4 protein-coding genes are annotated in these 16,232 nt (G+C 53.5%); 1 reads left to right on the forward strand and 3 read right to left on the reverse strand.

Features of this window, described 5'->3' with window-relative positions:
* Positions 1-178 precede the first annotated feature (178 nt).
* Positions 179-5,392, forward strand: a complete 5,214-nt coding sequence (locus ABEA92_RS17815; RefSeq protein WP_345685196.1) for a neutral/alkaline non-lysosomal ceramidase N-terminal domain-containing protein — start codon at positions 179-181, stop codon at positions 5,390-5,392.
* Positions 5,393-5,871: 479 nt separating this feature from the next.
* On the opposite strand, the gene ABEA92_RS17820 is transcribed toward ABEA92_RS17815, so the two are convergent.
* From ABEA92_RS17820 to ABEA92_RS17830, 3 genes are all read right to left on the reverse strand, one after another.
* The gene (locus ABEA92_RS17820; protein ID WP_345685197.1) at positions 5,872-7,803 is read right to left on the reverse strand and encodes a tetratricopeptide repeat protein; all 1,932 of its coding nucleotides are present in this window, start codon (positions 7,801-7,803) and stop codon (positions 5,872-5,874) included.
* 366 nt (positions 7,804-8,169) lie between these two features.
* Positions 8,170-8,721, reverse strand: coding sequence for a DUF1579 domain-containing protein (locus tag ABEA92_RS17825; RefSeq protein WP_345685198.1), 552 nt, complete (start codon positions 8,719-8,721; stop codon positions 8,170-8,172).
* A gap of 1,176 nt (positions 8,722-9,897) precedes the next feature.
* Complete coding sequence (locus ABEA92_RS17830) at positions 9,898-16,227, reverse strand: TIR domain-containing protein (RefSeq protein ID WP_345685199.1); 6,330 nt, start codon at positions 16,225-16,227, stop codon at positions 9,898-9,900.
* Between the last annotated feature and the right edge of the window lie 5 nt (positions 16,228-16,232).

The raw sequence follows: 16,232 nt of genomic DNA on the forward strand, positions 1-16,232 counted from the left end.
GCTGCTTCCTGGTGGGCTTTACGATCCTCGGGAGACGCGTCCGCTTTGAATATCAATGCAGCAGTGGCGATCTTCTGCTTCGGTTCCCACGCGAGCTCCGTGGTTACTACAATCGCAGATTCTTGACGAGTCGCGAATCAAAAGATGCCCTCCTCCACTCCTACCTTGGCTAGCCCACATGCTCTCGAATCGCTTCACCTTTGGTAGTGCTGGTAACAAACGAGCCATCCGCTCCCTCCCGTTCTCGAGTCCCGTTACCGGCTGCCTGATCTCACTGGTTCTTGCCCAGTCTCTGCTAACTTGGTGCGGATCGGGGGCTGCCGAACCGCCCGCGCCTGTGGCTGCGGTCTATAGTGTTGGCATTGCCAAACAAAACATTTCCCCAGCTTACCCCGTTCGACTGAATGGGTTTGCGTTTCGAAAGACTGAATCGGAAGGTACTTCGCAACCCTTGTGGGCTCGAGCATTAGCGATCGGCACCGATGAACAAAAACCAATCGTGCTGGTCACTCTTGACAGTCTGGGCATCCGCTCGACTTTGGTTGACGAAGTTCATCGGCGGCTTGCGGAGCACACCAAACTCGCGCGTGAGCACCTGATCGTCACCTTCACCCATACCCATAGTGCACCGAAAGTGAACGGTGCCTCGGACAACATTTTTGCCGAGCCGATTCCTCCCGAACACCAGCTGCACCTTGATCAGTACACCGAAGAACTGATTGTCGACCTGGTTGCTGTGATCCAGGCCGCCCTAGCCGATCGCCAACCAGCATCGCTTAGCTGGACGGTCGGTGAGGTTAAATTCGCCTTGAATCGACGAACCAGTGGAGGTCCCGTCGATCATGCGTTACCGTGCTTGATCGTGCGTTCTGCAGACGATGCGAAGTCGGTTCGTGGCATCTACACCACCTACGCCTGCCACTGCGTGACGTTATCGCAAAATCTGCTAAGCGGAGATTGGGCAGGCTATGCTGTCGAAGCAATCGAGCGTCATTTCCCCGCTGCCATTGGGATGGTGTCGATTGGCTGCGGCGCCGATCAGAATCCAAATAGTGGTGTCACGGGCGACAAGGTCGATATCGCGCAACAACAAGGGATGCAGATCGGCGATGAAGTCGCCAGGCTTGTCAAAGGAGGCACAATCAAGCCGCTTGCGGAGCCGTTATCGGTTTCCAGCGGCAGTGTCCAGCTACCCTTTCACAGCATCCCCACGCGTCAGGAATACGAAGTGATGCAGGCCGCTGGCGGTCCCGCCGGTTATAACGCCACAACCCAATTGGCTCGTTTGGACCGCGGAGAGGAGATTCCGAAATCGCTCCCCTATCCGCTCCAAGTTTGCCATTTTGGCGACCAACTTTGCATGGTTTTTATGGCTGGCGAAGTTTGTGTCGACTATTCGCTGCGGCTCAAATCGGAGCTGGATCCAGCACGTTTGTGGATGCACGGTTACAGCCACGATTTTGGCGCATATATCCCATCCGAGCGATTGTGGGCCGAAGGCGGTTACGGGGCCGGCGCGGAAGCTCCGTACTTTGCACTCCCCAACAAACTGGCGCAAGGACTGGAACAAACGATTATCGATGAAGTCCATCGCTTGGTGCCGATAAGTTATCAAACCGCCAAGAACCCTCCGGTTGTCAATGGTGAGTCGAGCCAGCTTGAGGTAAGCCGCACCGACGGCATCCCCCCTAAATCACCTCAGCAGGCGTTGCAGGAATTTCAGACACACGCTGACCTGCAAGTTCAGTTGGTCGCCAGTGAACCGCAGATCACCGACCCAGTCGCGATCGATTTCGGACCTGACGGCAGTGTCTGGGTTGTGCAGATGTCCGACTATGGTCACGGGATTGAAGAGGAGTTTGTTCCCAGCGGAGAGGTGCGGGTGCTAAAGGATCTTGACGGTGATGGATTCTACGAATCGTCGACCGTGTTTATGGACGGGCTACGCTACCCCACTGATGTCAAAGTCTGGAAAGACGGCGCGCTGATCTGCGATGCCCCCAATATTATTTTTGCGCGCGACCAAGACGCCGACGGACGCGCAGAAACATCCGCTGTGCTCTTTAGTGGGTTTGAAACACATAACGGCCAAGCACGCGTCAACAGCCTGCGGTGGGGACTCGATATTTGGTTGTACGGCTCTGGCGGATTGTTTGGTGGATCAATCTCAAATCAGCAAGGAGCCGTCGTGGATGTTTCCGGCAGAGACTTCCGAATTCAACCTGATCTGGGACTGATCGAACCGGTTACAGGCCGTAGCCAACAAGGCAGAGTCCGTGATGATTTCGGCAACTGGTTTGGTTGCGACAATAGCAGTCTGATTCGTCACTATCCGGTTGTGGATCATTACCTACAACGCAATCCGTTTGTACCGCCACCGCTGAGCTCGCTGAACGTCCCGGCTGGCGAGAACGCTGGCAAGCTATTTCCGCCCAACGATCTGGTGCTGTTCCGTTTATCCGGCGCCCCAGGTCGCGCCACGGCTGCGTGTGGGATCGAAATTTATCGCGACAGCTATCTCGGCCCGGACTACAACAACAATTCGTTCACTTGCGAGCCCGTGAATCAGCTGGTCTATCGGCAGGTCTTGGAGCGCCAGGGAGCCACATTTCGAGGACAGCGTGCCGCTGATGAACTGGACTCAGAATTCCTGACCTCAACGGACCGTTGGTTTCGACCCGTGCAAGCTAGAACGGGGCCTGACGGTGGACTCTGGGTAGTGGACATGTACCGCTACGTGATCGAACACCCCAAGTGGATTCCGGATGAAACCTTGGCCGAAATCGATGTCTTTGCTGGCCAGGGCAAAGGGCGGATTTATCGCGTCGTGCCGACCGCCAAAGATCCGCAGAGCCAACCCGCGCTAAGCGAATTAAACGACCAGGAATTAGCCAAAGCGATCGACACGGATAACGGGATCATCCGTGATTTAGTGCACCAAATGTTGCTGTGGCGTGATGCCAAGGACACCCGCGACGAGCTTCTGCGGATCGCTCAGACAAGCCAAAATCCTGCGGTGCGAATCCAAGCCCTGGCCGCTCTCGATGGGCTCAAGCAACTCTCAAGCGAAGCGATCCTACTCGCGTTAGCGGATTCGCACCCCGACGTTCGGCGACACGGCGTACGGATGAGCGAGAGCTCTCTAACCGACCCGAAGGTTTCGGCGGCTGTTTTGAAACTTGCCAACGACCCAGCTTTCGAAGTTCGTATGCAGGTTGCCTACTCAATTGCATTGATTGAGTCCGATGACGTGACCAAACCGTTGACTCAACTGGCGACCGAATCAACCGATCCCTATTTGCAGTCAGCGGTACTGAGTTCGTTAACTCCCAGCAACGTCGGTCCCATTGCGGAACAAATTTTAGCAACCGAAAAGTCACGTGAACTGGTCGGCTCTGAGGTGGTTGCGACCACCGCTGGAATGGGCAGTGCAACGGCAATTGAATCCGCCCTCAACCGCATTCTGGAATCCAGTGATGAATGGCAATGGTGGCAGTTAGAAAGCTTGGCTCAAATTCTCGACGGTCTCGACCGCCGTGCTCTCAGCGGTGAACTGGGGATTGGCAAAGCGCCGGATCGCAATCAACAGCCCGCGCAAGTTCAGATCAAAATCACACCCCGACAGACGCAGGCTGCTCGATCGATCCTCCTTGCCGCAAGAAAACGAATTCTTGATCCAAGCGTCACGGATAGTCAGGCGGCAATGGCTTTGAAACTACTGGGACGCCGATTCGGTCCGGTTTCCCAGTCGCTGTTGAGCCCCGCCCCCATCCAAGCTGGATCTGAACCGCCGATCGAGATCACCTCCGAGATTGCCAAACTGATTAGTCTACAGTTTTCCAATCATCGTCAAATTGCCGCCGTCCAAGCGATCGGTCGGCGTGGGGACTCAGCCGGCGGCCAAGCGTTACTATCCTGCGTTGAATCAGCGACTCCGCAAGTCCGTACAGTGTTGGTCCAGACCCTGCTGGAACACCCCGACTGGGATGCGTCGATCTTGACTGGATTGCAATCCAGCTTACTTTACTCGAGCGACTTTTCTGCGGACGATCGGCAACGATTCATCGAACGCCAACCAACGAAAACTCGCCCCTTGGCCATGAAGTGGTTGGGTGATGGAGCCGGCAGCGATCGCAAGCAACTCGTCGCCGATTGGATGGACGTCTCTGCGTTGCCAGCGGATGCTCAACAAGGCAAAGCTCTGTTTGCAAAGCACTGTAGCGTTTGCCACAAGTTCGACGGTGTGGGATATGAGGTGGGTCCCGATTTGACCGCACTGACAAATCGATCCGACGCATTTTTACTGCAGGCGATATTGGATCCGAACCGAGACGTGGATGCGCGGTACCAACGGTACACTGCTCTAATGGACGACGGTCGCGTCGTGTCTGGTCAAATTATGAACGAGACAGCATCCAGCGTTACCCTGATGGAGCAGGAAGCGAAGCAACACGTGGTACTCAGGAATCAATTGGAGGAGCTACGCGCGAGCGGAAAGTCGGCGATGCCCGAAGGCCTCGAAGAAATTATTAGCAAACAAGAGATGTCGCACATCTTGGCCTACGTTCAGGGTGCCGATTCGGAAGCCTATCAAATCGCCCGATCGCTACTCGACGACACCCTGGCCGCAGCAGAGCGGGAAGAGCTGATCGCGAAATGGCCGCAGTATTCGGCGGAGATGATCACCGCTCTCACGTCGGACATGCCTGACGATGTGAACGAACAGTACCGCCGGATTCCATGGATTTGGCGAGTTGCGATCGCGGCCGGAAAGCGGAATCAATCGAAGGAACTGCTCCAAGTGCTCGACGTCAGTCTCCCTCAACTGCAACAACCACTCACGGACTGGCAGGCCGTCGTTGTTGGTGGTGGATTGATCAACGGGATCAGCCAAACCGGTGACTGGCCCCTCGACCGTGTGCAGCGTCTGATCTCTGGAGATGGTCCACTGGTTGCACGCTGGAATCAAATGATATCGCAAGCCTCTGAAATGTCGGACGATGCTCAAGTGCGTCCAGGGACTCGCTATGATGCACTCCGCCTGATCGCGCTCGCTCCGTGGGCGACGCATGGCGAACAATTGGCGGGCTATTTGACAAACGCTAACGCGGAACTGCAAATGGGGGCGGTCAGTGGTCTGTCCGACATGCCGGCGGCTGAAGCGGGACAGGCAATCCTTGCTGCTCTGCCCAACCTGAATTCGCATAATCGGGAGCTGGCTCTCGACGCACTACTGCGAACGGTTCCCCGCGCCCAGCGATTGCTCACCGCGATCGGAGAGAACGACGTCAACCCGAACTGGCTTGGAGAATCCCGTGTCAAACAACTGCATCAACACGTCAATCCGGCAGTACGACGACAGGCGGCGGAGGTCTTAGCAGAAGCAAAATAGCTCTTCGTCCAAATGGCACACCGAATCAAATGGGTCAAACCTCTTTGTTTTGATCGACGGTTGGTAACGGTCGCACTCTTGGTCGCCCGCGAGGTCGCATTGTTGATTTGAGGTCCAATCGTCGTGCGATGGATTCGCTCCAGCCTTCATCCCATGTGGTGCTCCGCGCTGGGCGCAGTTGCGGATTGCATTGCATTCACTAGCAGTAAGACGTGCGTGCCACGTCAGAGCTTCGATCCTGCGCTGCACCGAGGTGTGATCGCTTTACGACAGAGCAGAATGCGACTCCGGCACATTGTCAGGTTCCAAGTTTTTGGATAAAGGACAAAGAAAAGGTCCAGGCAAAGAAAAGGTCCGCGGACTCGTTTTTATGTTTTGAAAAGTTGCATTGGCTCTCGATTCGTGTTTTGGGCGGCGGCATTGTGCACCAGTGACCGACACCGGACGTCGTTTGACGATAGCGATCCACGGATAGCCAGTTACGTTCGGGGGCTTGACTTCGATTGGGTGGCAATCAGCTGGGACGCGATGCGTTTGCCTGCTTGGGCTTGGGGGTGCTCGGGGGCGAGCAAGAGAGCCGTGGCGAAGCTTGCGGCGGCGGCTTGTGGATCCATGCGGTTGAGCTGCAGGTAGCCGAGACGCACGTGGGTTTCGACATCGTTGGGGAAGGCATCGAGGACGCGATTGTAAAGTTTAAGGGCGGTATCGGTGTCGCCGACTCCGGCACATGATTCGGCGAGCGCAAACGTTACGTCCATATTCTTTGGATCATGCTCGTGACATCGCTGGAGCTCGGTTCGCGCGGATTCAAAGTCAGCCAAGCCGATGCACGCCAGTGAAAGTTGGTAGCGTGCCGACCAATGACGTGGGTTGGTTTCCGGCCAACCGATCACAGCGATCGAGAAAAGTCCCTGAGCCGTTTCGTATTGGCCAAGTTCCAAGAGCAACTGCCCAAACCGCTGTGCACCCCGCAGGTCACCAGGAAATTCGTTGACCGCACGTTGGTAAACTCGTACCGATTCATCGATCCGGCCGGTCCATCGTAAGCAATCGGCCAAGATGAATTGACTTTCGGCGTCACCGTTGAGTTTGGCGATCGCATCGCGAGCACGGGCTTCGGCGACTTCGAATTTGCCCGACCAGTGCATGACCTTGGCGAGGTTTCGCAGCGCGACTCCTTGTTTACGCGGATCGATGCGACTTTGGATCAACGCGTCCACGTCGGCGAGCGTTTCGCTGGGAATATCCTTGGTGCCGAGCGCGGCGGGCGATAACCATTCGGACCGGCGCATCGCATCGGCGATCCACAGCGACAGGCGGCGGTGAACGTCGATGGTCGGATGAACGTGGTCCAGGAAGTATTCGTCGCCCAGTAGATCGTGCCCTTGTTCGGCGAGGCAGACCTCGCGCAGTTGCCGGTCGAAATCGACCACACAAACGTCGTCGGCTTTTGGCAAGTTGCGAACGATATCCATAAAGTCGTCGGGGGCGCGAAGCGGGCAGATATCAAGATTCAGCGCCGTCTGAAACGCTTCCTTGGCACGCGCGAAATCCAGTTTAGCGAAAGCAGATTGGCCGTCTTGGAAATCCGTCGCCTCCGGTTCGATCTTGAAGGGGCTGCAATCCTTTTCGTTGGACGCCGGCACGACAAACAGGATCTTCGCGCCCGATGCACGAGCGATGTCGATCATTCGATTGAGGTTGAACTGGAAATGGAGTCGAACACCGCGGCGCCACTCATCGTCGCGAACATAGTCCGATGGGCCAATGGTGTGATTGAGTCGTTCGTCGACTTCGGCGGGCAGCACACTGACGTTGGGATTCGGTTTCGTGTCGCGTTGACGCCGAAGGATCGAGTCGATGCAGCCATACGTGCGAGTCTTGGCGAGCCACCCGCTGAGCCAAAGCTGTATTGCGGATTGATCAAAGAAGTCGGCGTAGGTGCGACGTTCGAGGAACTCGTTCTGGCCGGTGTAGACGATGAAGACATCGGGTTCGTAGGCGGTCAATTCCTGCATCACGGTGGCAACACGATAGCTCGCGTAGCTAACACCGCCGGCGTTGACGACTTCCCAGTTGGTGGTTGCGTCGATGTGCGGCAACCATTCTCGAAGCCAGCCGCAGAAGGACGTGGTGTCGTCGTAGGGGCGTCCGAACGTCGTGGATCCACCCACGCAAAAGATGCGTTTGGTGTTGGCTGGTTTGGCGGCGCCGAATTGTTGGTCGTTGAACCAAACCAATTTGTTCTCCGCCGTTCGAAGCCATGATTTCCCGGCTTCATCGGTGAATGGTTCGAACAAGGGGACTTGGTTTGAAAAGCCGACAAACGGGTCCGCGTGATCGGTCGATCGTCCGACGCCCAGCAGCGTCAACGCGAATTCGATCAGCAGTAAGCACAGGCCCGTTGTCACGATGCCGAAGCAAGCTTTTTTCTTACGGCTGAGTTGGCGACGTGTCATACTGGCGGATGTGATGCTGCGAAAGGATTTAGAGATGAGCCGCAACAATTGGCTGATGAAAGTGCCGGTCGATAGCGAAGAAACAGGCCGTCGCGCAAGTGGTCAGGAGAAGCGTCAATGTGCTAAATCGAAATCGAATAGGGAAGCCGTTGTTCTCACGCACCGTTGGACCTTCAATAGTTATTGTATGTTGCCCAGAACGTTGTCGGTTTGACCGATTGTACTTGTTTGCCGTGCGGCGACGGGTATTTTGAAGAAACTCCAGCACATCGGCCGTACTGCCCTCGGGGACTTCGGCTTCGCCGATGATCAGCTCATCTACTTCTCTTTTCTTGTATACGCCAATTGCATGAATTTAGTTTCTTCGCCGCCTTGGAGAGTGATGTACATGGTCATCACACGTCTTCCACCCTTGTAGACCGTGGTCAACCTGTGTTTGGCCGGGTTGCCGTCCATGCCAGGTGCAATTCCGACAAGCGTCATTGTCTTTTTGTCTTTGTCGTAGTCACCTTTCATGTGCATTATTCCAGGACTCAAAGAATCCACCCAGGTTCCAACGTATTTCTTTGCCTCGGCGTCGTAGCCAGTGCATCCATGGCCTTTGAATTCTAACCCCATCATTTTGCCTTCAAAGTTGCTGATCAGCCAAAAGTCGCCTAGCATCCTGTTGGATTCAATGCCTTTGGTGACTTCAGGAGTTCCACTTGCGTAATTGGTGATTTCAACATCCCACTCCCCGGCATCGTCTCTAAGAACATCGTATTCGGGGCCTGCAGTTGGAACTTGAGCAACCGCGTTAGATTGCAAGAGTCCGCATTGAACAATCATGCAACCGAACGCGAAGGTAAACAATTTGAGTGAGTCTGTCATTTTGACTTCCTGGAAAGTGCTGAAACTGAATTGTATCGCTGACTGTCGGCGAGAATTGGATATTCTAGCGGACAAGTGTTGCATACCATACCTATCTCAGGAAACACAGTTCCGAGCACGTAGTCCCTGCAGATCCCGCAAGTAACGCAGTCACGAAACCGACCAGGTGACCCCAAGCGGGCCAATGGAGCGGGTCTCTTTGATGAGCTAAACAACGACTGCACCAGAGCGAAGCAACCTTGAAACGATCCGTCAATCGTATGAAAGGAGGGAAGGTACGGAAAGAAGGATAGGTACGCGGACTCTATTTTTTGTCTCTGCAATAGAAGTTGCAGCCTTGCATTGCTGGTGCGGTATCCGCAACTGAGAAAAAGCGTCTCACCGTCGTTGACGCCGTCCGTATAGCGAGTCGTCACGCAATACTTTCGAATCACGCCGAGAGCCCCCAAACCGCTCAACGAGAGACCTGAATCAATATTGAACCCAGGCCGGAGGCCGGCACCGCCTTCCCGTAGTGGAGGTTGCTAAACCTCCCTCCAGTACCTGCCTCGTCCGCCACTGCCACATCGCGATAGACGTTGCCAAACCTCCCTTCGTCGTTCGACACCCCGCTTCCGTAGTGGAGGTTGCTAAACCTCCCTCCAGCGCACAAGATTTGCAGCAAGAACAAATGATCGCCAAATCGGGTTTCCCCAATGCATGGCACACCAATCGCCAGCGGCGTTTTCTCAACATCATTTCCGTCGTCAGTCTAGCATTGTCGGACCTCATCCGGTTGCAAAGATGCAGACGTTTGAATCAGACCGATCTGCATCCGTCGCACCGCCACAAAAATCACCGAGTTAGGGCCAAGGCAGATGGCTTTGAACGACCTTGGACGCTCCATTGCAACTGCATATGGCGTGGATCCTTGTTCGTCTAAATGCAATATCCGTCGAGAAACGTATCACCGGTGTGGTGACTCTCGCGGTGTAAAATGTGCTGCCTTGAGCGTCCGGTGTCGGCCGCCTGAGCATGCCAGGGATTCGTAACAGCCCGAACACAACTCTTTCGGAGTGATCCTCCAATTCCTTTAGACCGAGATATTAGGCCGCAATAACTATTGGGGGTCAAATATGTGGGGGAGTTGAATTGAACTTACCTGCGTACTCTACGTGTGAATCGAATGAGTGTCGTTCACTGACTCCAACGTAGCATCTGATGTAGAGGTCGAATTAGAGACCATGCCCAGTCCGGAGCGGTAAAGCGGATGTAGTCGGTGTAATTCGCTTCCAATTCCAACTGGGCTTCAATTTGAGGATCGCTTCGTCGCTTCAATAAATGCTCGACTGCAGAAAAGGCTTGGGTGCCTACAGAAACGCGAATGATTGCATGGACGATAAATTGCTTCTGCTCATCCTTAGTCACGTCGTCCAGTAAATTGAGAAGTAAGTATGGTAATTGCTCGACGTAGTTGGTATCTGCATAGTTTGACAATTGGAACAACAGTGTCAACAGTGAATCCATACTGTCATTGTCCAGCGATCGTGCAAATAGTTGCCGTGACTGCTGATTGGAAAAGTACTTCAAGAATTGATCTGGCGCAAGCGTCTTTCGCCAACATTCGTGCCTAAGTTGAGCAAACCAATAGGCATGAAAGTTTGGTTCCAGTGTATGGAACTGTTCGAGAAGGTCATCAACGAATGAGACGTCAGCAAGGGACTGCTGGCTGTCGCGAATGCCCTTGATTTCAGTCAATTGCTTCTCGTCGAATTGATCTTCCCATACAGCGATACAATGTTGCAATTTGTCTTCCAATGATTGAAACATCAACGCGTTTTCCGTTTCGTGGCTGGCCAGTCCACGGACTCCACGAATGTGTGCCCACTTTACAATTTCCTCGACGGTCGAGTCGCAAAGATCATCCAGTAGCCGCTTTACGTCATCGCTTCGTTCTGTAAGCAACGAGAAAAGAAACGGACCACCTTGAACGGGCTGCAGCGTGTTGAGATGGAAAAATGATCCATCCGTATCCAAACCGTTGAACTGGGCAACAAGGTGCGTATCTTGCATGAGATTGTGGATGTTTCGTTTCAGTAATCGCTCCGTCATTATCTTGGGGTTAGAGCTTGCCTCGATATCTTCGGCAACAACCTCGGCCAAGCGATCTGCCAACCACCACGCAAGCGATGTGGTGTTGTTATGACTAAGCTGCGGACCATAGAACATCAGCCAACGGGCGAAGTGCGTTGCGAAGTGTTGTAAGGCAATCCAATGCCTCTGACTTGGGTGCTCAATCTCACTCGCCAGACTCAGTTCAATGAACCTTCCAACAGCGTCCGCGACTTGACTTTTCTGCGAATCCGTTGCGTGATCTAAAATGCCGGCCAGAGCTCGGCAACATTGAAACGCTGTCAGATAATTTACGCCGGACGCCAGGGGAAGCAGTACGTCGATTATTCTTTGCCATTCCGGTTTTGACGGCTTTCGCATTCGTAACAAGTCAGCGAGCGAGCGAGGTGATTCAAGCGGCAAGTGCTTGAAATGATTGATGTAGAATTGGATTGATTGCTCGACATTCGGAAGTGCAGCGAACTGTTCAATCTGTTTGTCTATCCAATCAGGATCGGTTGCGGCGAAAAAAGCCTGTCGAGGAACCGAGTGTGCTGGGTATATATCGGGGCAAGTACACGCAGACCAGAAAGGCGAAATCCAATCGTTCTCTTTCGTTCGTAGGCTTTGGCGAAACCCAGCTAAATTAAGTTGCCAATCGCGACGCATGGCGATCTCGATTTTTAGCATCGCCGGATACCACGTTTTCGCCGTCTTGGCCAGCGATTTGCGTTTGCACTGCTTGATAACGGTCGTCGTTCTTTTTGCGATTACCCCATTTGCTTCGAGCTCAGGTTCAAGGAAATACTGAATAGCGGCTGCCCGAGTGTCGGCGTCTTGGAATGTCAGTAGGTCAAGCAGCGGGAAAACATGTGGATTCTTTTCACGATCACAATGAAAGAACAATGCACCCTGCGGTGATTCCGGCATCCGCAGGTCACTATTCGGATTCCCAAGTGCCTCCGAAGCGGCGTCGGACAGGCTAACGCGGTCAAGTTTCGCCCGTATCGCTCCAGTTGATTCGAGTTGTGCGACGCTGTGGGCATCCAAGGTGTAACCATCTTCAGTGACTTTATCGGACAATGCGTGGCGAACCGTTAGTCGCCGCATCGCCGCCAACGTATTTCGCCAAGTCTTTGCGTCGTCTGACTCAGCTTCGCAATCGAGCGAACGATAGCCTTCGACGACATCGGATACTGTCTGGTGAAAATCGAGATTCGAAAAATTGAACTGTTCACGGACTACTGAAATCAAGAAACGCGAACGTTTGTCTCTCGGTTCCCTGGAAAGGCGACAGAGTATGTGCGTTAGAAAAAGTCGGCCCACATTGTTAGCCATTGAAACCTGTTGTTCAGCAGGTGCTGTCAGCGGAACGTTTGGAGCGAGGTGGGCGATAAGCCAGTTGACGATCTCGGAGACTTCCTCTTCCGCAAAGTCCTCATCTTGCATCACTGAAACCGCCAAGTCTGCCGTGACTCGCATCCACTTCGTGTATAGTTCAAAAGCGATCGAGCGAGGCGGTACGGTTTCGCTATTCCCACCGTGTAGGCTACGGTCATGCATGCACCCTTGAACGTACCGAGCAATCTCTTCGAGCGGCTTCCCGACAACGCTGCTTGACCTTCGGTAGTTCTTGATAGCAAACAGTAGGACATCCGAATCAAGAATATGAAATCGGTATCGCCATCTCATTAGTTTGCGAAAATGCGACAATGCTTCATCTTGTTCAATCTTTCCATCCCGACGCAGTCGTTCAATTACATCGAACGACGCGAACGCCGAATCTGTCGCACCTTCAGCACTGTTGGACGCCGCCGACAGGAGTGTTCGGTCGTCAACCATCAACGGCAGTTTTCGGTCGGATGCCAGTTTCATTGCAGAGAGTGATAAATTAAAAGCACCATGGATGGCGCGATCGCCTTCACCGTCGTCCATTAGCTCAACTTCGGCAAACTCGATTTCGTCCAAATCTCGAATTGCTTGCCAGAATCGCCGATTTTCTCGCAGTTGTGAAGCTTGATGCTCAAATGCAAATTCGTCCGCTTTTAAACTATCCACTGCCGTCGCGGACAGGCAAATATCTGTTGCATCTACCAAATCGTCTAACACACCCGCGCTATCGAGGCTTCGAACGGCTTCAGCCGTGAAGTACAATCGTCTTGTTGACCGAGCTGTTTCAAAACCGTCATTCGAAGAACGCGGCAAGTCGAATGTTTTGAGGAGTTGGTCTCGTCGTTTGGTAGTTAGCGTCCCCGCATCGACCAACCACTGGACTACATCGCCTGGTAAGAATGCTTCGTTATCGTCAGGATCAATGTCAACAATTGTGGCATCGTCCGGAAGTTGGCCCGTATGGGATCTCAGTATTCCACGATGGATTTTGTCGACCAGTGATTTGGTTTGATCGGATCGGCTCTTTTGATGAGGCTGTAGCCTCGACGCATCCCGAGCTTCATAGTCGCGGTAGATCGAAGGAATCAGCACTTTGCCGAAGAAGGCCACAGCTTCCTCAAGCACCCCTAACCGGAACAAGGTAACCAGCGAGGTTAAGTCTCCAACAATTGTCTGGCCCTCACTCGGCGCGATAGGGCGGACAAACTGTGCTCCAATTATTTCGTCACGTTTACCAACAACGAATCCGTTGCTCGCGTAGGTTGTGTACCGAGCACGCCAAGAAACAGACTCACCAACGATCAAGTCTTGCGTGCGATAGGCCATCGCGGCGGTGACTGGCACGCGGTCGACATGGACGGGAATTGACCAAGGAAGCTTACCCTTCGCAATCTGCGTGTCCAAGTCGTCGCGAAACTCGCGTTGTCCTTTCAAAAATTCAATCAATTGTTCCGTAGAGCGAGCCTGGACGTAGCGTTCATCCTCCGGAATATCCGCCTCGATTCGCCTCAATTGCAGCAAGGCTTGATGCGCCTCGACTTCGTTCCCGGTGCGATAGGCAAGGTCAATATACTTTCGGAGGAAATTGCGGTTTTCCCAGAACCGTTCCTTCACCTCTTGCGAGTCGAGAACCGAAAATGCGTCGCCAGCCCGCTCGCAATGAACAAGTAACTGTGAACGCAGCAGTTGAAGCTCCAAACAGTCGGGATGCTGCAATGCAGTTCGCTTAGCGACCGCTATTGCTTCGTCTAGCTCTCCAAGCCCTCGCAACGCGAGCGCGTGATTGACGTGATATCGGTGCTCGGATGGAGCAATTTCCGCAAGATTTCGTAGCAGCGGGATGACCTTGCGTAATGATTCATCTTCGTTCTGCTCAAAGTATAGGTTTACAAGCAGCTCCATCGCTTGCACTCGTTCGGACGAAAACCGACAAAGCCTTTGCAACAACGGTTCAACGCGATCACGCTGCCCAGTCGCGACAACGGCATGGTAGGCTCGCCATAAAGCTTGGGGATGACCAGTGACTTCACACAATTCGTCCAGGTGCTCAAGAGCCTCCTCAGACTTGCCTTGACCTTCCATTGCCATCGCCAACAGACTTAAGCAATCGGGATCGCCGTCATGGACAATCTCGCGAACAATCTTTTCCGCCTTGACAAAGTCCTCTTGCTGTAGAGCATTCTTTGCTTCCAGCATTGCAAAACAACGATGCTTGGCTCCCACCAGAGATCGCATCAGCCGTGTTGATCTCAGTTTTAGTTCATCCGGTCCGAAGGCCGCGACCTGAAAGGCAATGTCGGCCATTCGTTCGGCTTGCTCAGTATTAACGTCAGAATTGGCCAGGTTTTCTACTTCACCGAGCCCAGCTTCCCAATCGCTACGACGAAAGACATCCATCTCGACACAGGAAACGAGTGTCGCAACATCGTTGGCGTTCTCGGCGCGAAGGTCAGCCAGCAGCGAAGGTTTTGCTTCTAAAACTCCCCATCGCATTGCGTTGAGCACGTCAAGATGCAAAGGATGGAAGGTGGTCAGCAAGTTGGCCCAGTCAGAAACAGAATCTTCGCCGAGTAAGTGCGCAATGCGAAACCGAAGCGAGGCCGATTCACGTTCAATACCTGTGCTGATTCGCCCGGCGGAGCGAATCTTTGAGAGAATTGGTTCAAGTATCTCTCTGGACTGCTGATGATCTTCGATTTGCACGGGAGACATTGCCGCCGGTGTCAGGCCTTGTCCCGGCTCGCCTTGACATCTGATAACATAGGCTTGAGCACACTGGAAAAGGCAACGGTAGTATCGCGTCAGTCCGAACCTCGGGCTCCTTAAGAACTGACATGCCTCAATGGCATCGTTGTCTCGCTTTGCTGCGATGTAAGCCATCGCAGCCTGTTCCGCCCATCGTTCGCTCAACACATGGTTGTCTGCGATCTCAACTGCAGCCGATACATCTTTTCGTTCCAGTAGCAAGGCAATGCGTGTGGCAATCGCGATCTCATGTTCGCATTGTGATAGTGCCTCGAAGCAGGACGACGACTCACCTATACGTCGTTCGATTAGAGCAGCGTTCGCCAGAGAGCGGGCCTGTAGGTAAGGATTCTCAATATTACGCAACAGCTCATTGGCATCCGCTAAGTGAACTCTCGCAACGACCAAGCCAAGATGCCTCAAATACTCGTTGTCTTGCACGACTTTCGACATCCAAAGCAATACGGATGCACGAATGGGCTTTGAGGCGTGAGTTCCTCCGGAAGTGATCCACCCAGCCGCTTGTTCATAACACTCACTGACTTCCTTTTCATTCATCTCAAGGGTCAAACGCATGAACCGATCTACGATCGACTGCCCTACCGAGTCGGCTAATTCAGACGCACGTGCATCCAGAGCGGTTGCGGTTGCCCCCGATTCTTTTTCCTTTGATTCAGTAGTCAATCTAGCAAGAACGTCCGAAAAGTTGTCATCGCAAATTGCGTTGAACCCGCGCGGCATCACGCTATCGTTGATGACGGCGATCATTGAGGCCAGTCGCTGCGTCATTTCTTCCATCGCCTGAAGCCAGCTCAATTCATCTTGACTGAATCCCTTGGGGTCCTTCTCTTCGAGTGTTGCCCTCTGCTGTTTGCATTGGTCCTTCCAAAACTCAACTATTGACTTGATGCCCGAATCACTCTCAAGGTAGGGCTTCGCATCGTCCAAGACGAGTGCAACCACCTTCGCCCGAAACTCGTCACGATCGAAGTTGCATCGTCGGTAAGCCTGGAACAACTCGTAGACCATGCAGTACTTCGATTTGAGCGACTTTTCGCTCAGGACGGCTATGATCCGTTTCGACCGCGCGATCTCGGACGCGAAGGCTTGAATCGAGCCACCAGGCTTAATGTTGTTTTTGTCTCGGCCAATTTGTATGCCTAGGCGATTGAGTGAAGTACAAAGCAGGTCGACAATCCTCTCCCGCTTGGTCCCATCTTCGGTTGTTTGGTCGCCCCATGCGTAAGAGACGTAGACCTTGTCAACGTACTGAATCATTGCGG

It is taken from the genome of Novipirellula caenicola, from assembly GCF_039545035.1.
Lineage (GTDB): Bacteria > Planctomycetota > Planctomycetia > Pirellulales > Pirellulaceae > Novipirellula > Novipirellula caenicola.

What these genes read in the sequence shown, in the direction of transcription:
- ABEA92_RS17825 (WP_345685198.1), bottom strand. Translation starts at nt 8,721, where the DNA reads ATGACAGACTCACTCAAATTGTTTACCTTCGCGTTCGGTTGCATGATT.
- ABEA92_RS17815 (WP_345685196.1), top strand. Translation starts at nt 179, where the DNA reads ATGCTCTCGAATCGCTTCACCTTTGGTAGTGCTGGTAACAAACGAGCC.
- ABEA92_RS17830 (WP_345685199.1), bottom strand. Translation starts at nt 16,227, where the DNA reads ATGATTCAGTACGTTGACAAGGTCTACGTCTCTTACGCATGGGGCGAC.